We start from the raw sequence: 20,545 nt of genomic DNA, 5'->3' as shown, positions 1-20,545 counted from the left end.
ATGCCGGGCCCCTCCGCGCAACCCCCCACCCGTGTGCGTCGAGCTCGTACCGGCGTGGGGGTGCTGTTCTTCACCAATGGGGCTCTCTTCTCCAACCTCTTGCCGCGCTACCCCGAGATCAAAGCCGACCTCGAACTCACCAACGCGGCGTTTGGCTTCGCTGTCGCCGCGTTCCCCCTCGGGGCGCTCATCGCTGGGTTGACGGCCGGAGTACTGGTTCGCCGCTTCCGCTCGTCTCGAGTGGCGATCGTGGCCACCGCACTGACGGCCATCGGAATACTTCTGGCCGGAGTTGCCCCCGTCTGGGTTGCTCTCGCCGCCGGGCTCTTTCTCGCCGGAGCGATGGATTCGATCACCGACGTCGCTCAGAACTCGCACGGCTTACGAGTGCAGCGGCTCTACCAACGATCGATCCTGAACTCCTTCCACGCGGTGTGGAGTGTTGGAGCGGTGTGCGGTGGCATCCTCGGCGCGGTGGCGGCGCAACTGGCAATCCCGCTGTCCGCTCACCTCACCGTCTCAGCCGTTCTGTTCAGTCTCATGGCGCTCGTTGCCTACCGATGGCTCCTGGATGGTCCGGAACCGTCCGAGGTCACCCCGTTTCTGGCTCCGGAAAACAGCCGACCGAAAGCAGCCGGGCTCACGATGGGATCGTTGATTAAATACGCGGTCCTCGCCGCGCTGGTCATGATCGCGGCATCGGGCGCTGTCGTGGAAGATGCGGGAAGCTCCTGGTCTGCGATCTACCTGTCGAATTCCCTCGGCGCATCGGCATTCGTCGCGGGTCTCGGCTTCATCGCCCTGCAGGGGATGCAGTTTGTCGGGCGGATTTTCGGGGACCGACTGGTGGATCGCTTCGGCCAGCGCGCCGTGGCTCGCACCGGCGGCGTGATCGTCTTTGTCGGAATGGGCGTTGCCCTGATCTTCCCGACAATCGTCGGAACGGTGATCGGATTAGGCCTGGCCGGGCTTGGCGTAGCAACGCTCATCCCGGCAGCGATGCATGCCGCCAATGAACTCCCAGGGTTCAAGCCTGGCACGGGCCTCACGATCGTGAGTTGGCTCCTGCGGGCGGGGTTTCTCCTGTCGCCGCCGCTCGTCGGTGCGATAGCAGATGCCTCGTCCCTCCGATTCGGCCTGCTCATTGTTCCGGCGGCGGGGCTGCTCGTGGTGCTGTTCTCTCCAGTGCTGGCCAAGGTCGTCCAACTGCCCCGCTCGACTCGTGCGCCTGACCCTGACCAACACCCGGCCGCGGATGACCTAAAAGATCAGGCGCATCCTCGGGCGTAACTTTCGCCTACCGTCTACCAACTTCTGGAGTATTTTCGTGTCTCCCCGCTCGTTGTACCGCTTCGTGTCCATTGCCGAGGCGATCACCTGGTCGCTGCTGATCATCGGCATGCTACTGAAATACGTCGTACGGGCCGGTGAGTGGGGAGTGCAGATCGGCGGGTTCCTGCACGGTCTCGTCTTCATCGCCTACGCCATGACGGCCGTCTTCATTGGTGTCAACCAGCATTGGAAAGCCCGGCTGATCGCCCTGGCCTGCCTCACGGCGATCATTCCGTTCGCGACGATTGCCTTCGACCGGGCCCTTGAACGCCGCGGGGCCCTCGACGGCGGCTGGCGTTCCACGCGCACGAGCGATCGACGCGACCACACCCGGCTCAGCGCCCTGCTGCGCTGGATGCTGGCCCGACCGGTCCTGCTCGCCAGCATCATGGGTATCGCGCTGGTGTCGATTATGGCGACTCTGCTCACGATCGGTCCACCCGGCGCCGGCAGCTAGCGCCCTTATTGGTCACCGCATCAGTTACCGGTCGGTGCCCCCACTAAGACTGGCGCGTCCCCCAGTAGCTGGCGCGGTGAAGAACGACCGGGGTGACTCAGCCGAGCGTCGCGGGCGGCTGCGGGGTGATACCCACACGGGGGTGCCGCGCGATGACGGCCAACGCGAGCGCAGCATCCGCTTTCTCGAGGGGGAACGTTGTTCCGACGAGGGCCGAGAACGGATGCCGGTGCCACGCTCCGCTGAGATAGGTCACGGCTTGCTGCAGGTCGCCCGGTGTGTAGTTGTGCACGCCGCGCACGGTGATCAGGCGGCGCACGATCGACTCCGGGTCGAGCAGCACCGGCGCCCCGGGTGAGACGCTGCCGACCAGCACGACCACGCCGCCGGTAGCGATCAGGTCTATCGCCGTTTGCACGGCCGGCCGCGCGCCGCTCAGTTCGAGTGCGATCGTCGGCTCGGCAGCACCCGCATCCTGTAGTGCGGCGAGCACGCTCGCAACCCCGGTCGGCGATTCGCGCGGCGCCTCAGGGTCCGCGACCGCTGCGGCCCCGAACGCGAGCGCGAGCCGTCGGCGCGCGGCATCGGGGTCGCTGACGAGCACGAGCGCCCCGGCATCCGTCGCCATTGCGCAGGCCGTAACTCCGAGCATTCCCCCGCCGGTTATCAACACGGTAGCTCCAGCCAGCGGCACCAGAGCGGATGCCGCCAGAAGCGCCGCGACAACCGTGGCGGTCGCGCAGGAAGCCGGGGCCAGGACCGTGGCGGGAACCTGCTCGTCGACGACGACGACCGCGGTCCCGGCGCGCACCTGCACGTGGGTGGCGAAACCTCCACTGAGTTCCCAGCCGCGCTGCATCTGTTCGTGGCCGTATTTGACCACCTCGAGGCACTTCTGGGGCAGGCCACGGCGGCAACGCGGGCACGTTCCGCAGCTTACGGCGACCGACCAGACCACTCGTTGCCCGACCCGCAGGGGCATTCCATTTGCTGCATATGATCGTTCGGTGACGGCGACGATGCGGCCGATCTGCTCGTGCCCGAGCACGAGCGGTTTGGCAGACGAACGGTGACCGAGCACTGTGTGTACGTCGGAGCCACAGACCGTGGCCAATTCAACTTCGACCAGCACGTCACCGGGTCGCAGCAGCACGCCGGGTACCGCCACGCACGCGAGCGGCTGGCCAGCCCCCGACCAGACCATGGCCTCTGCGGCGCGCGGCAACACCACCTCACGTCCGACTCCGCGGGTGAGGGCTGGCAGCGTCAGGTGTTCAGCAACTGAATCGTGTTTGGGCATGGCTACTCGATCGTCTCCTCACGCAGGCCGAGCAGTTCGGCGAGGTCGGCGACGCTCGCGATGACGACGTCGGCCCCGGCTTCTTCGAGGGTGTCGCTGTCGTGTGTGCCGGTCAGCACTCCCACGATCAGGCCGGCGCCAGCGTTCAGGCCTGAGCGCATGTCGCTCGTGGTGTCGCCGACGACAACCATGGCTGCAACACTCGACGCCCCGGTACGCAGTAGCGCGTTGAGCGGCAGGTCTGGGTAGGGGCGGCCACGGCCGGCTTCGGCCGGGCAGAGGCTGACGTCGATAAGGTCGTTCCATCCGAGTGAGTCGATGAGCGTGTCCTGCGTTGCCCGGGAGAATCCGGTCACCAGCGCCACCTTCACACCGGAGTCCCTCAGTTCCTGGAACAGGTCGGCCGCGCCCGCGATCGCCGTCACCCCGACCTGTTCGACGAGTTCACCGTAGGCGGCTTCGAACTCGGCCGTCGCGGCGACGGCCGCTTCTTCGGAGTCGGTCAGTTCGCGAAAGACGTCAAGTTTGGACTGCCCCATGGTCTCGCGCACGAAATCGATGGCTTCGGCGACCTCATCGGCGGTGTCCGCCAATCCGCAACGCTCGGCCGCGAGCACGAACGCCCGCTCGACCAGTCCGTCGTCGGTCACGGTGGTGCCGGCCATGTCGAAGACTACGAGCTCAACGTCAACGTCTTCGGTGTCAAAATCGTCGAGATCGAGATCGAGGGAAAGTGGTGCAGTGCTCATGGGGTGCCTTTCAGGGTAAGGGAGATGGGTGAATCGCACACGGTTGCGATGACGTGCTCAGCGAGACCGAGCCCGGTCGTCATACCGATTCCGGTGGTTGCCGCGACGAGATAGACGCCGAGTTCGGGCTGGTCGATGAGAAAGTCGGCACGGCCTGAGGCGTAGACGCCCTGCCACCGTTCCAGCACGTGCGGGCGCGTCACGCCGAACAGCTCACCTGTGAGGTGCAGCAGCTGCTCGAAGGCGTGCTCATTCTGGAATGGAGAAACGGAAGCCCCGCGATAGTGCGTGTCCCCCACAATTAGCGATCCGTCGGGCAACTGGGTATACATCTGGTTGAGGTCGAGTTCGCCGAGCGCCGGGTACTCTCGACGTAGCCGTTCGCCCAAAACCGCGGCGGCCGGCAGACCGGAGAATGCCCCGTAGCGCAGAAGCGACCAGCCGGTCAGCACCGGCGCAGGCAGGGGCGCACGAAGGCCTGCGTCGACGCGCAGCATGTCCAGGCCACAGCGCACAATGCCGTCGCGCTCCGCGATTTCCGGGTACAACTGGTCGATGTCATGGTTCACCGCCACGATGACCGTTCCGGCATCGATCGACCCCCGAGTCGTTGTGACCCGACCGGGGCGCACGGCCGTCACCGCGGTTCGGTATCGAAATTCGACGCCCCGACTGGCCAGGTACGCGGCGAGACCGGCCGCGGCCTGGCGCGGATTGACCTGAAGGTCCCACGCAAGCATCGCTCCGCCGCGTGCCGTATCGGGGGCCAGCGGCAAACGAGCGTTGACCTCGGCAGCGCTCAGCACCACCACGTCGGGTTGACCACTACCAAAGAGCGATTCGGTTCCCCGCTGGGCCGCCAGTTCGGATAAAACGGCCAGTTCGTCGTCTGCCCTAGCAACGACGACGGTGCCCGACTCGCGCAGCCAGACTCCGGCATCCGCTGCCAGTCGCAGCCACAGCGGGCGCGATCGCAGCGCAAATTCACGGGCCAGGCCGCTTTGCGGCGTGAAGCACAGGTGACCGAAATTTCGAACGGATGCCCCGCCGATGGCTCCCGCCCGGTCGACAACGACCACGGACAAGCCCCGGTCGACGGCGGCGAGCGCGTGCCCGAGACCGACGATTCCGCTGCCGACGACGACCACGTCGAAGCGGGTCATCGGAACACCCACCGCATCCACACTGCCAGCCCTTCGACCCGGACTACCGTCACGAGAATCATCAGCACGATCGGGTGCACCGGGAACCATGGTCTCAGCGACGACCTTCACCTTGTCACTCTTGGCGACCTCGCTGTCTTCGGCGAAGCCGACCTCGCATTCCTTGCCTTCGCCCACCTTCTGCACGCTCACATCGTGCTTGCCGGCGAATTCCTCGAGTGAAGAAATGCTGCTGTCCGCCGGCACGATCGCCTGGGAGAAATACCCGGGCGCCTCACCCTTGGTCGTCACGATCGAGGAGATCGGGGCGAGCACCGTCGTGGCGGTACGAGAAGAGGTGCGTGAAAAAGGGCTGGGGATTGCCACGTGAAACCTTCCTGAGTCAAGGCCAGTATGTTTAGCCACGTTAAGCAGGCCACGCCAACAACGATGGTGCGCCGGGTAACCAGCAGGTGAACGGGCAGCGGCAATTGCACGAGCGTGTCTGTGGTCACATGCACAGTTTCGTCCCGGCGCTGGACGGTACCGTGGGGGGTTCACGCCCGATCAAAGGAGATCTTTGTGTTCACGAGCCCCTACGCTCCCGTTGAGATTCCCGACGTCACCATTTTTGACTACCTGTTCGACGCTTTGAGCGAGGCTGAACTCGATCGCATTGCCGTCATCGACGGGGTGAGCGGCGCGGAACTCAGCTACCGCACTCTGGTCGATCAGATCACCCGGGTAGCTGGTGCTCTTGCCGCAGAAGGTGTCGGTCCCGGCACGGTCGTGGGCTTGCTCTGCCCGAACACGCCTGCATTCACGGCCGTCTTCCACGGCATCCTGCGCGCGGGCGCCACCGTCACCACCATCAACTCGCTTTACACCCCCGACGATATCCACCGCCAGCTCCACGACTCCGGCGCCACCTGGCTCATCACCGTCTCGCCGCTGCTACCGGGCGCCAAGGCGGCAGCGCACGCGTCGGGCATTCCCGACGAGCGCATCGTGGTCATCGAGGGCGAGACGGGGCATCCGTCGCTCGCTGATTTGCTGGCAGCGGATGCCGCAGCGCCGACCGTGACCATCGACCCGGCCACGCACGTGGCCGTTCTGCCCTACTCCTCCGGCACGACCGCAGCGCCCAAGGGCGTCATGCTCAGCCACCGCAACCTCATCGCGAACGTGCAGCAGGCGCGCGACCTGATCGGCGTCGTCCCAGAGGACAAGGTGCTGGCGCTGCTGCCGTTCTACCACATCTACGGAATGACGGTTCTGCTGAACCTCGCCTTCAAACAGCGGGCTGCCCTCATCACTATGGCCAGGTTCGACTTCGTCGAATTTCTGCGCATGATCCAGGACCACCGCTGCAGCTACGTCTTCATCGCGCCACCGATCGCGGTGGCCGTCGCGAAGCATCCGCTGGTCGAAGAATATGACCTGTCAAGCGTTCACACCATTCTCTCCGGGGCAGCGCCGCTCGACGGCGCCCTCGCCGCGGCCGTCGCCGCCCGGCTGGACTGTCGCATTCTGCAGGGCTACGGCATGACGGAGGTGAGCCCGGTGAGTCACCTGATTCCAATCGATGCTCCGCACCTGTCGCGCGCCTCGGTGGGTGTGACGATTCCGAACATGGACTGCAAGCTCGTCTCGACCGAAACCGGGGACGAGATCGAGGCTCCAGAAAACGGGGTGAGCGAACGCGGCGAACTGCTGGTGCGCGGCCCGAACGTGATGCTCGGCTACCTCAACAACGAGAAGGCCACCCGCGAGACCATCGACGCCGACGGGTTTCTGCACACCGGAGACATTGCCACGGTCAGCGCGCTCGGCGAGGTGACCATCGTCGACCGCAGCAAGGAACTGATCAAGTACAAGGGCTACCAGATCGCGCCGGCCGAACTCGAGGCGCTGCTGCTCACCCACCCAGAGATCGCGGATGCGGCCGTGATCGGTGCAGCGGATGCCGACGGCCAGGAGATACCGAAGGCCTTTGTCGTCACCGTGGCTGAGTCTGGTGTCACGGCCGAGGAGGTCATGGCCTTTGTCGGCGAGCGGGTCGCCCCGCACAAGAAGGTGCGCGCGGTCGAGTTCATCGAGGTGATTCCAAAGTCGGCCTCCGGCAAGATTCTGCGCAAGGACCTTCGGGCGCAGGAGCGTGCAGCGACGGTTTAGCCGCCACGGTCGGCATGGGGTCAGCCGATGCGGATGAGTTTCTTGTTCACGAACTCGCTGGCACCGAAGCGTCCGAGTTCGCGCCCGAAGCCGCTTCTTTTCACCCCGCCGAACGGTAGCTCTGCGCTGCCGGCGTCGACGAGGTTGACGAACACCATGCCGGCTTCGATGCGGTCAGCAACTCGCAGGGCCTGCTCGGGATCGGTCGTGAACAGGTAGGAGCCCAGGCCGAAGGGAGTGTCGTTTGCGAGGGTGACGGCGTGATCTTCTGAGGCTGCCCGGTAGACGAATGCTACGGGGCCGAAGAACTCCTCATGGTACGTGTCGTTGTCTGGCGTGACATCGGTGAGCACGGCCGAAGGGTAGAAGGTGCCAGACCGTTTGCCCGTGGTCGCCAGGGTCGCGCCCTGCGCGACTGCGCGCTCGACCTGCTCCTCGAGATGCTCGGCCGCGGCGAGGGACGAAATGGGTCCGTAGTCTGCCCCGGGAACGGTCGGATCACTGGGAGAGCACGCCAGGATAGCGGCGGTGAACTTCTGTGTGAACTCCTCGTAAAGTCCATCGATCACGATGAATCGTTTGGCGGCGTCGCAGGCCTGTCCGCCATTGCGGAGGCGACCGGCGACGGCGGCATCCACTGCGGCGGCCATGTCATCGGTGCTCAGCAGGATGAACGGGTCTGACCCGCCCAGCTCCAGCACGACCTTCTTGAGGTGGCGACCGGCGACCTCGGCAACGGCCGCGCCGGCGCCCTCCGAACCGGTGAGGGAGACGCCCTGTACCCGCGGATCGGCGATGATCGTGGCGACCTGCTCGCTGTCCGCGTAGACATTGGTGTAGGCGCCAGCCGGGAAGCCTGCGTCGTGGAAGATTTGCTCGATCGCCGCGGAAGACTCCGGGCACTGCGACGCATGCTTGAGGATGATCGTGTTGCCCGTCATAAGGTTTGGTGCAGCGAAGCGCGCAACCTGGTAATACGGGAAATTCCACGGCATGACACCGATCAGCACACCGAACGATTTGGAGCGCATGAAGGCGGAACCCTCGCCGCCGCGAAGGGTGATGGGTTCGTCCTTCAGAAAAACCTGCGCGTTCTCGGCGTAGTACCGGTAGATGTCGGCGGCGTAATCGACCTCGCCGAGCGCCTGATCGACGGGCTTGCCCATCTCGCGCACGATCATGGCCGCCAGCTCGTCGCGGCGCTCCTCATGCAAATCGCCGACCCGGCGCAGGAGTGCGGCCCGCTCGTCGGTCGTCGAGTTTCGTGACCAGCCGACGTGCGCCGCATCCGCCGATGCGATGACCTGCTCGAGTTCATCACTCGAAATTTGGGGGTACGTCTTGACGGTCTCGCCGGTGGCGGGGTTGATAACGGCGTGGTGGCTCACGAGCCACCTCCTTTCACGGGGCTACTGTTCCGGAGAAAATCACGTATTACGAGCCAATCATGTTCGCGCGAATTGTCAAGGCTCAGGAGGCCAGTGGAGTTGAGGCGCTAGTTTCAGCGCGCGCTGGTCCTCGAATCACGGGCAGCTGCAGACCCAGCGTTGGCTCTGGGCCTTATTCCGAGCTGCGCCAGGGACTTCTCGATAGCTGTATGCGATGCAGCCACTCGGAGAGAGCGGATTCCCACAGGTGGGGGCTCCTGTTCCATTCCAGCGTGTGCGGAGCCGGGGGTAGCGTGACGAGCTCGACCAGGCCGGTGTGGGCATCCGCGAACGCCCGCGACAGGGCGATCGGAACGGAGAGGTCGCCAAAACTGTGCAGTACCAGCGTTGGGACCTCGAGGTCAAAGCCGTTGTCGATCCAGTTCAGATCACCGAGGCGTATTGGCTCTTGCAGGCCGGTTGCCCGTCGCCACGAGGGACTTTCGAGGGCATGTAGCGCCAAGCGAGTCACGGGAGCCGGCACGCGCGCTCGACGGCCGGCGGCAAGAATCGTCGCCCGCCAATTGACGATCGGGGCGATGAGGCACAGCCCGATGATGCGCTTCCGATGCTGTGATGACCGGGTGAGCTGCAGAGCGATCGTCGCGCCCATTGACCAGCCAACGAGAATGATCTTTTCGGCGCCGTGGGCCACGGCGTACGTAAGGGCCGCGTCGATATCGCGCCACTCGGTCTGGCCCAGCATTGATTTTCTATCGCGCGAGCTCGGGGCCTCGTGGTCGTTCCGGTACGAGACCACGAGCGATGTGAGGCCGGCACAGTGGGCGACCGGAACGCCGCGCAGCGGGCCCGCCCTGCTCGCGCCCTGCCCGTGGATATGGATCGCCCACGTCGAGGCGGGTAGCCGGTCGATCGGGGCGTCGAAGCGGTAGGCGGGCGCAGGACCGAGTGCGGTCGGGACGGTGACGGCGGTGAACGGCAGTGCGACATCCACTGCTTGCGACGGTACGACCCCGCTCCACCTCACCGAGAGGCCCGCTCGCAGCGGTGTGCCGCGCGCGATGACGACCGCACGCGTAACGATGGAGGCGCGCTCATCAACGGCGAGGACTGCACCGAGCTGTGCGTAGCCACGGCCGGAGTCGAACCAGATCGCGTAGTGTCCCGGCGCCTGTGTCGCATCGTTCAAGGGCAGGGTCACGGCGTATGGCGACGACGAGACATCATCGACCTCGAGGACGCGGAGTCGTTCGCGCCTCGGCGCATCCGTTCTGATGATCTTCCTGACGACAGCCAGACTCGCAACCAGGAGACCGCCGGAGAACAAACCGCCGGAGAACAGCAGATAACCGATTCTCAAGCGGATGTCCGCTGCGCACCGATGCGCGTCTCGGTCGCTGCGAGCAACGTGAGATCTTTATCTCTAAGTCGGTCGCGAGCAGTCGGGTTGAACAGAAGAGCGTCACGGATCTCCACCAGCATGCGGTGCACAACGGTGTCAACGTCGCGCGATACCGAACCTGGCGCGTAAGGGTGAGACCCATCACCCAACTCAATGCGTTGGGCAGAAACATCAGCCCAAATGCGCGTGAGGTCGGGGAGAGCCGCCTGTAGTTTGCGCCGATGGAGCTTAGTGCTGACCCAGCCCAGAATCGGCGGGAGAGATAATCCGAAACAGAGAAGCAGGATAGCGGCCAGGTTCAGCACATCGTAGGCACTCGCAAAGAGGGAAAGCAGCGACAGCGACCCGAAGACATGCGCAAGATCCATTCCCACGACGCTGAGCACAGTGAGAACGGCCGCGCCACAACCGGCGCCCACGACACGGAACCCGAGTCGACGAGCCGGGGTGCTCATGCGTCCGGCAAAGCGCAGGCAGATCGTTCCAGTCAGGGCCACGACGATGCCCAAATAGGTAAATTGGATCAGGGAGTAGGCGGCAGCTGCGGGTTGATTGCCGAAGTCCTGCATAAACGTTCCCGAGGTTGTGGGCGCGTCAATGAGGACGAAGGTCGTCACCATGAGGCTGGCCGTGATGACGGCCCCGATCCGAAACGGCCTGGCCGCCGCGTTCGCGCGGCTGGGCGACGATGCTCGCAGAATGGCTCGCGACAGGAAATAAACGCCGAGGAGGAGTAAAAGATTTGCGGGCAGGTCCGCGTAATTTTGGCCCCCGAGAAGGCCGTCTGCTGCGAAGTACACCGCGTCGATGTTCAGGGTCAGCGAGACCGCAATCATGACGGCGGCATAGAGAATGCTCTGATCCGTGCGTCGGCGGGTACCGAGGGACAGCGCGCCTACGAGTCCCCAGAGGGCCAGGGCGACGATCAGTTGCATCATCCAAACACTCCTTCGAAGCCCTCAGGCTCCTTAGTGCTGGTGCGAATGGCGCCGGTCAGGAGATCGGCCAGCGACTCCGCCGCCAACTCGAACTCGTCGCGAAAATCGGAACGGCCGAACGCGATGAGCGGACCATCCGTTCCGAGCATGCCATGTAACGTCGGATCGGCCACCTCGTCATGGCGCAAGATCATATGCGCCAACTCATGACAGACAATCTGCTGCCGATGATGTTCCGAATCCGTTTCGACGTGGAAGATCAAATCGTCGGTTTCGCGCGACAACCAGAGCCCGCAAATTTCGGTTCCATTCAGCAGTGGCGTGGAGGCGATCGAGATTCGCGTCTTCCTTGACTGTTCGACGAGGGACACGAGGCTCGGCAGGGACACACGAACGGGGAGGCCTAATGCCGTAAATGCGGCCACGGCGTGACCCCGAGAGGTGCGGTCATCCCCCGGGGCCGATTCGTCAGTTCTTGTTCTCATCAGATCCATCCTGCATCAGGAGGTCATTCGTAGCGAATCGCGGCCAGATCCGTGTTTTTCCCCAGCCGACCGGCGGCGGCAGCAACCGCGGCGAGGGCCAGCACCACGCTGGCTGTGAGCGCTCCGAGGTAGCGCGCATCGGGCCAGCCGACCGATCGGCCGCCGTCGGTCAGCCCTACCAGGATGAGGTCGGCGACGAGAAAGCCGAGCCCGATTGACAGGGCCATCACGGCCAGTAGCGGTGCGGCCGCTTCGAGAGTGATGATGCGGCGAAGGCCGGCGAGGTTCATGCCGAGCAACCGCAGCAGGGCGAGTATCCGTCGGCGGTCGATCATGGCCGATACGGTGGCGATGGCGAGTGAGAGCCCGGCAATAAGCGTCGCCACGCCGATTCCCAAGTAGGCGAGGGTGGCATAACTGGCCGCCATGGACTGCAGTCGATCATCGGCGAGATCCGTTCGGGTGACGGCGGGCACCCATCCAGTTTTGAAAATCGTGCTCGCCTGCAACGCCGTTCGTGCCCGTTCGAGCGCGGCCGTTGACCCGTCGGTGCCAAGGAGCAGGATGCTCGGCGTGAGCTCCGCCACATCGGTCGCTTCCGCCGGGGTGAACACGGCGGGCGCACCCGTTATGACGTCGCTATTGACGGAGACGACGGCCGCAGGCGGAACAGCCCCGAGGCCGAGGCCTTTCGCCGCTTCCGCCACGAGCAAGAGCCGGCCCACGTCGGGGCCGTCACCCGAATCAAGCGTGTACACGGTGACTACCCCGGTGACGCCCGGGGTTGCGGCAAGGCGCGCGCGTTCTGCATCCGTTTCGGCGGGGTCGGCCGCGTCTAGGGTGGGCTCCAAGTATTGGATGAGGGTAGTGACGGCAAGTGATCCAGGCCCAACGATGGGGGCCGCGCTTCGATCGGCGGTTGTCGCGGCGCCCGCGAAGACGCTCACCATGAATACGGCAATCACGAGGCCACTCACGGAGCGGAACGTGGCCACGGGCGTGCGACGGATGCGGTTGCCCGCGATGATTCCGGCCGCTTTTCCGCTGCGCCGCGCCATGATGCGGCCAGCAATCAGGGTCAGGTAGGGGCCTGCCACGAGCAGACCAACGGTGGTGATGGTGAAACCGATGATGATCAGCGTTCCGACGCGCGGAACTGGTAGTCCGGCGAGCACGGCCAGGGTCGTGGCGATGAGCATGCCCAGCCCGCCGGCGAGGGGCAGCAGGCGAAGCATTGATGGGGTCTTCTCTTGTCGCTGCTTCGTTTGGCCGAGCGGCCCGATACCCGCACGACGGATGCGCCAGCCCGCGGTCGCCGCGGATGCCGCGACGGTCACCGCCACCACCAGGGCTGCCGTGAGCGGAGTCACGGCGAGGTCTGCGGCAAAGAACACGCCGTCGTCGACGGGAACGAGCGCGGCGACCGGGCCGAGCAGCGCGGCCATCAGCACGCCGATCAGCGCGCCGACGAGACTAGTGGCCGCCGTCTCCAACGCGGCGATCGCGGCGACCGTGCGCGGGGTAGCGCCGATCAGACGCAGTGTGGCAAAGCGCTCCCGCCGGGCGGCGGCACCGAGCCCGGTCACGATGCTCACCAGCAGCAGCACTGGGAACAGTACGGCGATGGCGCCCACGATCGCGACGGTTTGGTAATTGGAGTTCGCTCGGTAGGGCAGGCCCGTGAAGTCGGTCACAATCTGGGCCGTGGGGCGCTCGAGCAGGTCGTTCGCAGTGGCACCGACAACCACGACGAGCGAGTCGGGGCTCGCTAAACCCGCGTCACTAATGGTTCCCGTGAGTGTTCCGAAACGGTCGCCGAGCTCGTCGGCTGGAACCCTCGCAATGCGGTCGATGAGCGCGGGCGATGCGTAGTATCCCCCCGACTGCGGCAGGTCGGTGATGCCCGGAATCGTGACGCTCGACGTTGTCAGTGCAGCGACATCAAAGCGCACGATCCGTGCCCCCGCGTGCCGGTCGGTCGTCCGGGCCAGCAGCACTCGGTCAGTGCCGAGCGACGCCATGTCACCGGTCACCGCGCGCGGGCTTGTGTCGCCGTCAACCACGTAGCCCCCGGAGGCGCTCATCCAGCTAGACCGCTCGTCGCGAGCGTCGAGGCCTTGGTAGGCGCCGCCGAGCAAGAGCGCGAGCGTGACACCCACCGCGACACCGGCAGTGATACCCAGGAGCCGACCCCCGGAGGCACGGCTGCCGATCACGGCTAGACGCACGATGCTCGGGTTCATGAGATCCCGACTCGGTCAGTTGCGGCCAGCTGGCCATCACGCACGATGATCTCTCGGTCGGCGTAGGCTGCCGTGCGAGGGTCGTGGGTGATCATCACCAGGGTAGTTCCCGCCTGTCGCACGAGCTCGAGCATCGCCGTCAGGACGTTCTCGGCGGCGAGTGAGTCCAGGGAACCGGTGGGCTCATCGGCAAAGAGCACCGACGGATGCGCCACGAGGGCCCGCGCGATCGCTACGCGCTGGGCCTCACCGCCGGAAAGTTCGCCGGGCAGCTTGGCTGCGGCAGCCTCGAGGCCGAGGCGGTCGAGCCATCCGTGCGCTTCCTTCAGCGCCTGCCGGCGTTTCATACCTCCGAGCAGGAGGGGGATGGTGATGTTGTCGACCGCAGTCAGGTCGGGCAGGAGCTGCCCAAACTGAAAAACGAAGCCGAACTCGGCCAGGCGCAGGGCAGAGCGACGAGCCTCGTTGAGGGCGCTGACGGTGACACCGTCGACGATTACCGTGCCGCTGTCCGGCACCAGCACACCGGCGAGGCAGTGCAGAAGGCTCGACTTGCCAGAGCCCGAGGGGCCCATCACGGCGATGACCTCGCCGCGGTGGATGTCGAGATCGATGCCGCGGAGGGCATCCGTCGTGCCGAAGGACTTGCGCAGGCCCCGGGCCTGGATGAAGACGGTCATGGCAGGATGATCTCGTTTCGCAGTTGGGTGAGTCGGGCGGCGGTCAGGTCGATCCAGTGCAGGTCCGCCTCAATGTGGAAGAGCGCGTGGTCGCACAGCAGCATGCGCATCAAATCCGCGCCCTGCTTTTCACGGGTGAGTTCGCGCATCCGCGCGAGGTGTTCGGTGCGTTGCACGTCGAGGAGCCGGTCGGCATTGTCGTTGACTAGAAGGGCAATGATGGTCTTGGCAAAAAGGTTGCTCTGCAAAGTCTCTGAGGGGACGTCGGGGGTGAACATCCACTGCGAAACGCGGTGCCGGCCAAGGTCGGTCACCTCATACTTCTTGCGGTCAGGACCGCCGCCGGCCTCGTCGGCAAGCGCAAGAATCTGCCCGTCGCGGGTCATGCGCGCGAGGCTCGCGTAGACCTGACCGAAGGCGAGGGGCCTGCGCACTCCGAAAAATCGATCGTACGTGTGCTTAAGGTCATAGCCATAGCTGGGTTCGACGCTGAGCAACCCGAGCAAGGTCAAAGAGTTGTCCATGACGCCAACTATACACACAGTGTATAGTCACACGTCATGCTTCCGTGGTCAGGCAAAACCAGCCCGGAGTTCAACGAGCTGGTGAACCCTCGGTTAGCTGCTGACGCCCGAACCGGTTCCCCAGAGTGGATAGGTCGCCAGCACGACCGCGATGAGTGCGAAAGCGCAGGCGATCAGCGCAACTTGCACAACGGATATCGGGCGCCGAGAAAGCGACCGCACGCCGAGCAGAATACTGTAGCTTCCGCCGATGACTACGGCCCAGGTGAGAAGCACCCAACCCATCAGCCATGTGAGCACGGACACACCTTCCGCGGCCCCGCTGAGGATACCGACGGCGTCGCCTATGCCGAAGGAAGCCGCAGCGCCAACTGCCAGCGCGAGGGCGAAAACCGGTACTGCCACGGTCGCACGCGGCTGAAGTCGCTCCATGCGTCATAACCTAGTGCCCACAGACCGGGACTACAACGAAAAGATTCTCCGCTATAAAGGCAGGCGCCGGTTGGAGATCAGAGCAGTCCGGCGTTGCGCACGATTATCGCCAGCTGCACTCGGTTGGTGGTGCCGATCTTCTGGAAAATGTGTGTGATCGTTGCTTTCACGGTCGCGACACTCATGAACAGATGAGTGGCTATTTCTGCGTTGGGCAGTCCGTATGCAATTTGGATAGCGACTTCGCGTTCTCGGTCGGTGAGCGTGGCAAGTGACGCTGACGCGGCGGAGTCCACTAGCGCTGTTGCAGCGGTACTGGTGGCTGCCGCGATCAACCGGCGTGTAATCGTTGGAGAGAGCATGGGTTCGCCGGCTGCGACGGCATGGATTGCTGCGATGAGGCGAGCGGGCGAGGTGTCTTTCAACAGAAAGCCGGCAGCGCCGGCACCCAGAGCGCGAAGGACGAGGTCGTCCGCGTCGAAAGTAGTCAGCACAATGATGGCCGGCGCTGTGGCGTGCGCCATGAGCTTCTCTGTCGTCGTCACTCCGTCTTGTACCGGCATGCGGATGTCCATCAGCATCACGTCGACGTCCCCGGCAAGTTTTTCTGCCTCCACGCCGTTGGCTGCTTCGGCGACGATCTGGATATCAGTTTCACCACCGAGAATGAGCCGTAACCCGGTGCGCACCAACGCGTCGTCGTCCACGATCGCCAAACGGATCACGAGGGCATCTCCCAGGGCAGTGTCGCATCGAGGATGAACCGGTCATCGGCGACAATATTCGTCAGGGTGCCGCTGACCATGTTCACCCGTTCGGTCAGGCCAATCAGTCCGAGGCCACCGGATGAAGGATCGACGCCGCCCAATAGCGTGTTGCTGATGCGCAGGTGGAGTTCTTGCCCAGGTCGCCCGCGCATCAGCACCTCGACACGCGCGCCCGGTGCATGTTTGCGTGCGTTCGTGAGCGCTTCTTGTACGATGCGGTAGGCGTGACGCCCGATCTGGGCGGGTAACTGCGCGGCATCCGTCACCTCGTCGCTGACTTCGACGATCTGGCCGGCCTCGCGAACTTCGTCGAGGAGCGCGGGGAGTTCGGTCCATGACGGTTGAGGCGGCGCGGTCGACGAAGTGTCACGGAGACTGCCGAGGGTCGCGCGCAACTCGGTAAGGGCTTGATGCGCGCTCTCATGGATCACGGTTGCGGCCGCGCGCACGTCGGTTGCGCTGAGATCGGTTCGGTGGGCGAGCGCTCCGGCGTGCAGGGAGAGCAGCGAGATGCGATGGGCAAGCACGTCGTGCATCTCGCGAGCGATGCGGGCTCGTTCGCTCAGTCGGGCCTGCTCCAGCTGTTCGAGTTGGCGGAGTTGTTCCTGTGCGCGCCGGTTGGCGCGCTCGGTTTCGAGATCTCGGCGGCTGCGCAGGTACAGGCCCGCGACGGTCAGCGCGATGATCGATAATGTCATCGTCGAGACGGCGAGGATCAACTGCTGGGTGAGGCCATCACCGCTGGAGTAAATGGCGGTTGCGGTCCAGAGCAGTAGGGCGGCCAGCACGATGCGGCCCCAACGACGATGCTTCGTGAGGGAGACGTAGGCGACGAAGGCTGGCCCGATGACGGTGGTCGACAGGAGCGCAGCGGCAGCGGTGATAAGCGCGACGGTGAATGGTGCACGGTGTCGGGCTCGCAGGAGGACCAGTCCGCCGATACCGACGGCGAGATCACCGGCCACCCACCATCTGCGTTCGGGCTCGGTCACGGCAATCCAGACAAGGATGATGCTAAAAAATCCCATGACGGCGAGTGCGCAGGCGTAAGGAATCGCACGCATCCACTTCGGCTGGTCCATGCTCCGAGCCTACGGGAGCGACGCTTTCTGCTGAACTGACCTTCGTCTATTTCAACCTGGACAGCTTTCGACAATATGGCGCCATCGTCGCACCACACGGTCATCATCTCCTCGACCTTCGGCCGATGCGCTGCGGTGCGCGACGGGCTGAACTGGATGCATGATCGAATTCACCAGAATCACCAAACGTTACCGAGGCCGCACGGCTCTTGACGATGTCAGTTTCACGGTGCCGCCAGGCTCCGTGACGGGGTTTCTCGGCCCAAATGGAGCCGGCAAGACAACGGCCATGCGAATTCTCCTCGGCCACGCCCGGGCGACCGTTGGCACCGCGACAGTCCTCGGCTCCCGATACGTCGAACTTCACAATCCGGGTCGCCACGTCGGAAGTCTGCTCGATGCGGGAGCTGTGCACCCGGGCCGGACCGGCCGGGAAACGCTCCGACTCGCGGCACGGATGATGGGCGTGCCCATCTCCCATGTCGACGAGGTCCTCAACCGAGTCGGACTAACCCAGAGAGAAGGCACGACCCGTGTGCGCGGGTACTCGCTGGGTATGCGGCAGCGTCTCGGTATTGCTCAGGCGCTCCTCGGCGAGCCCCGCGTGCTCGTTTTGGACGAACCGGCCAACGGACTCGACCCGCAGGGCATGGCATGGCTGCGCACCCTCGTCCGATCCCTCGCCGATGACGGCTGCGCGGTATTACTCAGCTCACACCTTCTGCATGAGGTCGAGCAGGTCGCCGATCGGATTGTGATGATCGGCAACGGTCGCGTGCTCGCCGCCGGCTCCACCCGCGAACTCGCTGCCGGGCACGACCTCGAGCACCTCTATTTTCAGCTCACCACCCCCACCGATCGGAGCGCAGCATGATCTCCCGAACAGTCTCATCAACGCCGGCCATCAGCGTCCGCAGCTCGTCCATCCCGTTTCACCGCCTCATCAACGTTGAGACCCGAAAGTTCTTCGACACACTCGTCGGGCAGCTGCTCACGGTCGCGACGATTGTGCTCGCAATCGGCATCATGACCGGATTTGCCTGGTTCATGGAGCCAACGGTGCAAGGCGTGATCATGATCTCCGGAGCGGTGCTCTCAATTCTCCTTCCGGCCATGGGCATCCTCGCCGTAACAAGCGAATGGAGCCACGGCACCGCCTCGACGACATTCGCCCTCGAACCCCGACGTGTGCGCATCGTCGCAGCAAAACTCTTCCCCCCGGTGATCGCGACTGCGCTGACCTGCACCGTACTCGTCGGGGTCGCCTTTGTCATTACGGGAACCGTCGCCGCGGCTCGGGGCGTCGCCGCCGACTGGACTATCGATCCGGCGGCCACTGCAGGCTGGTTCGTCGTCAACGTGATACTCGTGCTCAGTGGGGTCGCGCTCGGCACGTTATTCCTCAACGCCCCTGCCGCAATCATTTTCGTCGTCACAAGCACCATGGCTTGGAACCTCATTGCCGTCTCCAGCACGAACGGAGCCGCCATCGCTTCGTGGCTCGACATCGGCACGACCACGACAGCACTCCTCGATGGTCGCGCCTCCGCTGGTGATATCGAACGTATCGGGGTCTCGATCGCGGTGTGGGTACTACTGCCGCTGATATTGGGCGCCGTACGAGTGGTGCGACGCGAGGTGCGCTGAGCTATACCTGCGGACCGCTGAGATTTTGCGACACCCCCGATGAAGGTGGCGACGAGGAGGAAAAGGATCCAGCCGGCTGCTCTTCCTCGCCCCCACACGACAGACCTCCATCGCAACTGGCGCGACGAGAACTCCATCGCGGTGGCATCCGTGCGGTTCGCCGCACAACACCAAGACGACGCCGAACTGACCCAGCTCATCGGCGAACTCATGCTCAGCAGCGCGGATGCTGGGATTCCCAGCGAGTTTCACCATCTTTCTTGCATGAGGTTGCGTGCAGTGCTTGATTTTGCGCCACCTTCATAGAGGCCTGATGGTTCGGATGAATATGCGCCGTGAGACGGTGAACTCCGTGTAATCGCAACCACGCGACCATCACCTGGGCTGCCTCAGAAGCGATCCCTTGCCCTTGCCATTTCGGCGAAATCATCCACGCGATGTCAGCCACCAGACTTGACCCGTCGTCTTCGACGGTTGCCTGTACGAATCCCACCGGCTTCCCTGAATCTCGATTGCGGACAACCCAGTTCAGCCACCACTGCAAACCATCATCAGAATGCCCAACTGCTTGCACGGCATAACGGTGCTCCAGCAGCTGCAGCGATGGTATTTCTCCGCCGGTGTATTCATAGAGCGAGGGGTCAGCCAGAACCTCTACCATCGCAGGCGCATGCTCCACCGACAGAGGTTCCAACAAAAGTCGCGCAGAAATAATGGATTCAGTCTTCGGCCAAGCCATTCTTCGAGAATGGCAGAGTCCTGAGGTCTTCGTAAGGGGAACGTCCTGTGGGACGTCGTCTGACATAACGGCGCGCGGGTGCTGCACCGTAAGCGGGACAATTAACGAGGCATCCGAGATATTTCCCGAGAGGCTCGCTCAGCGCGCTCTCAACGCATCCGGTGTTTCGGGTTCGATTGACCGCTCGGGCCAGATTGCACGGAGAATACGAATGGTGTCCTCCAGCCCCGTGCCGGCGTGGGTGCTGGTCGCGGCAAGGTGGCGGGCGGCTTCCAACACTGGCCGCGGTATTGTCGTGGCGCTTCGGCTCACACGGGTTCCTCCACCGGTGCGAGCGGTGAGGAAGCCCTCAGCTTCGAGTGCCTTGTAGGCCTTTGCCACAGTTCCGGGGGCGACACCGAGGTCCTTTGCGAGCTGACGCACCGAGGGAAGACGCTCGTCGGCTGCGAGTCGTCCGGATGCGACCAGCCCACGAATTTGATCGCGGATCTGCTGCGTGGGCGGAGCAGATCCTGACAAGATGATCATCGTGCTGTAACCGCGGCCCCCGCCCACCGCCGCGACGGAATCGCCGACAGGACGACAGCGACGCACAATGCGAACCCGAGCGCTCGACCCCAGCCCTTTCGCGCATCCCCCGGTGCTACGGACAGCTGCTCCAAGTGGCAGATGTCGTCGACCTCTAGAACATGGACAAAGCCGGCTACGTGACCGTCGTCGAGCTCGACGACGAGGATGAAGCCGGGCTCCGATGCACGAGCAACGCCCGTGGGTGCGGCAGCCCAGTCATCCGGCTGGAGTTTGTTGATCAAAAGCCGATCAGCGTCGTTTTCAATTTTCTCGAAAGCGTCGAGGTCTCTCGATCGGGCGAAGCGGACACTGGCTGCCATGTACCAAGAGTACGGACTGGAACGCCCCGGAGAAGTACTTCTACCCTGGATAAGGGTGCTGGCTCCATGGACAAGCGACCGTACTGCCGCCATCCTGATTGTCGGCTGACCAGCCGACAAGGGGCGGCAAGGGCGCTCAAGTTCACTGCCTGCGGGCGGGGTCGGGGCGACCG

The 20,545-nt window shown here is 64.3% G+C and carries 21 protein-coding genes; 5 read left to right on the top strand and 16 right to left on the bottom strand.

The features are described 5' to 3' along the window. On the top strand, window positions 1–1,290 hold the full coding sequence (locus E3T51_RS05335; RefSeq protein WP_134528427.1) for an MFS transporter: 1,290 nt from the start codon (window positions 1–3) through the stop codon (window positions 1,288–1,290). A 37-nt stretch (window positions 1,291–1,327) separates the two neighbouring features. Next, window positions 1,328–1,789, top strand: coding sequence for a DUF3817 domain-containing protein (locus E3T51_RS05330; RefSeq protein ID WP_134528424.1), 462 nt, complete (start codon window positions 1,328–1,330; stop codon window positions 1,787–1,789). 97 nt (window positions 1,790–1,886) lie between these two features. Here the strand turns inward: E3T51_RS05330 and E3T51_RS05325 are convergent, their stop codons facing one another. The 3 genes from E3T51_RS05325 to E3T51_RS05315 are packed head-to-tail and all read right to left on the bottom strand — an operon-like array spanning window position 1,887 to window position 5,367. Further along, complete coding sequence (locus tag E3T51_RS05325; RefSeq protein WP_241989182.1) at window positions 1,887–3,089, bottom strand: alcohol dehydrogenase catalytic domain-containing protein; 1,203 nt, start codon at window positions 3,087–3,089, stop codon at window positions 1,887–1,889. A gap of 2 nt (window positions 3,090–3,091) precedes the next feature. Beyond that, window positions 3,092–3,838, bottom strand: coding sequence for a phosphonatase-like hydrolase (locus E3T51_RS05320; protein ID WP_134528421.1), 747 nt, complete (start codon window positions 3,836–3,838; stop codon window positions 3,092–3,094). Then, window positions 3,835–5,367, bottom strand: coding sequence for a TIGR03364 family FAD-dependent oxidoreductase (locus tag E3T51_RS05315; protein WP_241989181.1), 1,533 nt, complete (start codon window positions 5,365–5,367; stop codon window positions 3,835–3,837). Before E3T51_RS05315 ends, E3T51_RS05320 begins: the two co-directional genes overlap by 4 nt. Window positions 5,368–5,562: 195 nt before the next feature. On the opposite strand from E3T51_RS05315, the gene E3T51_RS05310 reads away from it, so the two are divergent. Beyond that, the gene (locus E3T51_RS05310; protein ID WP_134528418.1) at window positions 5,563–7,155 is read left to right on the top strand and encodes an AMP-binding protein; all 1,593 of its coding nucleotides are present in this window, start codon (window positions 5,563–5,565) and stop codon (window positions 7,153–7,155) included. Between the two features lie 20 nt (window positions 7,156–7,175). On the opposite strand, the gene E3T51_RS05305 is transcribed toward E3T51_RS05310, so the two are convergent. From E3T51_RS05305 to E3T51_RS05260, 10 genes are all read right to left on the bottom strand, one after another. After that, window positions 7,176–8,543, bottom strand: a complete 1,368-nt coding sequence (locus tag E3T51_RS05305) for an NAD-dependent succinate-semialdehyde dehydrogenase (protein ID WP_134528415.1) — start codon at window positions 8,541–8,543, stop codon at window positions 7,176–7,178. 172 nt (window positions 8,544–8,715) lie between these two features. Next, entirely contained in the window at window positions 8,716–9,903 is a 1,188-nt protein-coding gene (locus tag E3T51_RS05300; RefSeq protein WP_134528412.1) for an alpha/beta hydrolase family protein, read from the bottom strand. Continuing rightward, window positions 9,900–10,883, bottom strand: coding sequence for a hypothetical protein (locus E3T51_RS05295; protein ID WP_134528409.1), 984 nt, complete (start codon window positions 10,881–10,883; stop codon window positions 9,900–9,902). Before E3T51_RS05295 ends, E3T51_RS05300 begins: the two co-directional genes overlap by 4 nt. Further along, window positions 10,880–11,254 (bottom strand): hypothetical protein, encoded by a 375-nt coding sequence (locus E3T51_RS05290; RefSeq protein ID WP_134528406.1) that lies wholly within the window; start codon window positions 11,252–11,254, stop codon window positions 10,880–10,882. The genes E3T51_RS05295 and E3T51_RS05290 overlap by 4 nt, the downstream gene beginning before the upstream one ends. A 137-nt stretch (window positions 11,255–11,391) precedes the next feature. Further along, window positions 11,392–13,611 (bottom strand): FtsX-like permease family protein, encoded by a 2,220-nt coding sequence (locus tag E3T51_RS05285; protein WP_134528404.1) that lies wholly within the window; start codon window positions 13,609–13,611, stop codon window positions 11,392–11,394. Further along, entirely contained in the window at window positions 13,608–14,291 is a 684-nt protein-coding gene (locus E3T51_RS05280) for an ABC transporter ATP-binding protein (RefSeq protein ID WP_134528401.1), read from the bottom strand. Before E3T51_RS05280 ends, E3T51_RS05285 begins: the two co-directional genes overlap by 4 nt. Then, window positions 14,288–14,815, bottom strand: a complete 528-nt coding sequence (locus E3T51_RS05275; RefSeq protein WP_134528399.1) for a PadR family transcriptional regulator — start codon at window positions 14,813–14,815, stop codon at window positions 14,288–14,290. Before E3T51_RS05275 ends, E3T51_RS05280 begins: the two co-directional genes overlap by 4 nt. 93 nt (window positions 14,816–14,908) lie before the next feature. Further along, entirely contained in the window at window positions 14,909–15,247 is a 339-nt protein-coding gene (locus E3T51_RS05270; RefSeq protein ID WP_134528396.1) for a hypothetical protein, read from the bottom strand. A gap of 77 nt (window positions 15,248–15,324) precedes the next feature. Continuing rightward, window positions 15,325–15,972 (bottom strand): response regulator, encoded by a 648-nt coding sequence (locus E3T51_RS05265; RefSeq protein ID WP_134528393.1) that lies wholly within the window; start codon window positions 15,970–15,972, stop codon window positions 15,325–15,327. Further along, complete coding sequence (locus tag E3T51_RS05260; protein WP_134528390.1) at window positions 15,969–17,096, bottom strand: sensor histidine kinase; 1,128 nt, start codon at window positions 17,094–17,096, stop codon at window positions 15,969–15,971. Before E3T51_RS05260 ends, E3T51_RS05265 begins: the two co-directional genes overlap by 4 nt. Window positions 17,097–17,256: 160 nt before the next feature. On the opposite strand from E3T51_RS05260, the gene E3T51_RS05255 reads away from it, so the two are divergent. Both E3T51_RS05255 and E3T51_RS05250 read left to right on the top strand, forming a co-directional pair. Further along, window positions 17,257–17,970 (top strand): ABC transporter ATP-binding protein, encoded by a 714-nt coding sequence (locus tag E3T51_RS05255; RefSeq protein WP_134528387.1) that lies wholly within the window; start codon window positions 17,257–17,259, stop codon window positions 17,968–17,970. Then, a complete protein-coding gene (locus E3T51_RS05250; protein ID WP_134528384.1) occupies window positions 17,967–18,743 on the top strand; it encodes a hypothetical protein in 777 nt (258 codons plus the stop codon). Before E3T51_RS05255 ends, E3T51_RS05250 begins: the two co-directional genes overlap by 4 nt. A 214-nt stretch (window positions 18,744–18,957) precedes the next feature. Here E3T51_RS05250 and E3T51_RS05245 read toward each other — a convergent pair whose 3' ends face one another. The 3 genes from E3T51_RS05245 to E3T51_RS05235 all read right to left on the bottom strand — a co-directional run bounded on the left by E3T51_RS05245 (window position 18,958) and on the right by E3T51_RS05235 (window position 20,372). Next, window positions 18,958–19,482: a GNAT family N-acetyltransferase gene (locus tag E3T51_RS05245; protein ID WP_134528381.1), complete on the bottom strand. Its 525-nt coding sequence runs from the start codon at window positions 19,480–19,482 to the stop codon at window positions 18,958–18,960. 138 nt (window positions 19,483–19,620) lie between these two features. Continuing rightward, window positions 19,621–20,010 carry a GntR family transcriptional regulator gene (locus E3T51_RS05240; protein WP_134528378.1) on the bottom strand — a complete coding sequence of 130 codons (390 nt, stop codon included), beginning with the start codon at window positions 20,008–20,010 and terminating at the stop codon, window positions 19,621–19,623. After that, the gene (locus tag E3T51_RS05235; protein ID WP_134528375.1) at window positions 20,007–20,372 is read right to left on the bottom strand and encodes a GNAT family N-acetyltransferase; all 366 of its coding nucleotides are present in this window, start codon (window positions 20,370–20,372) and stop codon (window positions 20,007–20,009) included. The genes E3T51_RS05240 and E3T51_RS05235 overlap by 4 nt, the downstream gene beginning before the upstream one ends. Window positions 20,373–20,545 lie beyond the last annotated feature (173 nt).

The organism is Cryobacterium serini (genome assembly GCF_004404025.1).
Taxonomy (GTDB): domain Bacteria; phylum Actinomycetota; class Actinomycetes; order Actinomycetales; family Microbacteriaceae; genus Cryobacterium; species Cryobacterium serini.
Note: the sequence above shows the minus strand (reverse complement) of the source record. Positions and strands in the feature narration are given on the sequence as shown.

Excerpts from the sequence above, each read along its gene's own strand:
- E3T51_RS05335 (WP_134528427.1), top strand. The coding sequence starts at position 1 with ATGCCGGGCCCCTCCGCGCAACCCCCCACCCGTGTGCGTCGAGCTCGT.
- E3T51_RS05325 (WP_241989182.1), bottom strand. The coding sequence starts at position 3,089 with ATGCCCAAACACGATTCAGTTGCTGAACACCTGACGCTGCCAGCCCTC.
- E3T51_RS05320 (WP_134528421.1), bottom strand. The coding sequence starts at position 3,838 with ATGAGCACTGCACCACTTTCCCTCGATCTCGATCTCGACGATTTTGAC.
- E3T51_RS05295 (WP_134528409.1), bottom strand. The coding sequence starts at position 10,883 with ATGATGCAACTGATCGTCGCCCTGGCCCTCTGGGGACTCGTAGGCGCG.
- E3T51_RS05285 (WP_134528404.1), bottom strand. The coding sequence starts at position 13,611 with ATGAACCCGAGCATCGTGCGTCTAGCCGTGATCGGCAGCCGTGCCTCC.
- E3T51_RS05280 (WP_134528401.1), bottom strand. The coding sequence starts at position 14,291 with ATGACCGTCTTCATCCAGGCCCGGGGCCTGCGCAAGTCCTTCGGCACG.
- E3T51_RS05275 (WP_134528399.1), bottom strand. The coding sequence starts at position 14,815 with ATGGACAACTCTTTGACCTTGCTCGGGTTGCTCAGCGTCGAACCCAGC.
- E3T51_RS05270 (WP_134528396.1), bottom strand. The coding sequence starts at position 15,247 with ATGGAGCGACTTCAGCCGCGTGCGACCGTGGCAGTACCGGTTTTCGCC.
- E3T51_RS05260 (WP_134528390.1), bottom strand. The coding sequence starts at position 17,096 with ATGGACCAGCCGAAGTGGATGCGTGCGATTCCTTACGCCTGCGCACTC.
- E3T51_RS05255 (WP_134528387.1), top strand. The coding sequence starts at position 17,257 with ATGATCGAATTCACCAGAATCACCAAACGTTACCGAGGCCGCACGGCT.
- E3T51_RS05250 (WP_134528384.1), top strand. The coding sequence starts at position 17,967 with ATGATCTCCCGAACAGTCTCATCAACGCCGGCCATCAGCGTCCGCAGC.
- E3T51_RS05245 (WP_134528381.1), bottom strand. The coding sequence starts at position 19,482 with ATGGCTTGGCCGAAGACTGAATCCATTATTTCTGCGCGACTTTTGTTG.
- E3T51_RS05240 (WP_134528378.1), bottom strand. The coding sequence starts at position 20,010 with ATGATCATCTTGTCAGGATCTGCTCCGCCCACGCAGCAGATCCGCGAT.
- E3T51_RS05235 (WP_134528375.1), bottom strand. The coding sequence starts at position 20,372 with ATGGCAGCCAGTGTCCGCTTCGCCCGATCGAGAGACCTCGACGCTTTC.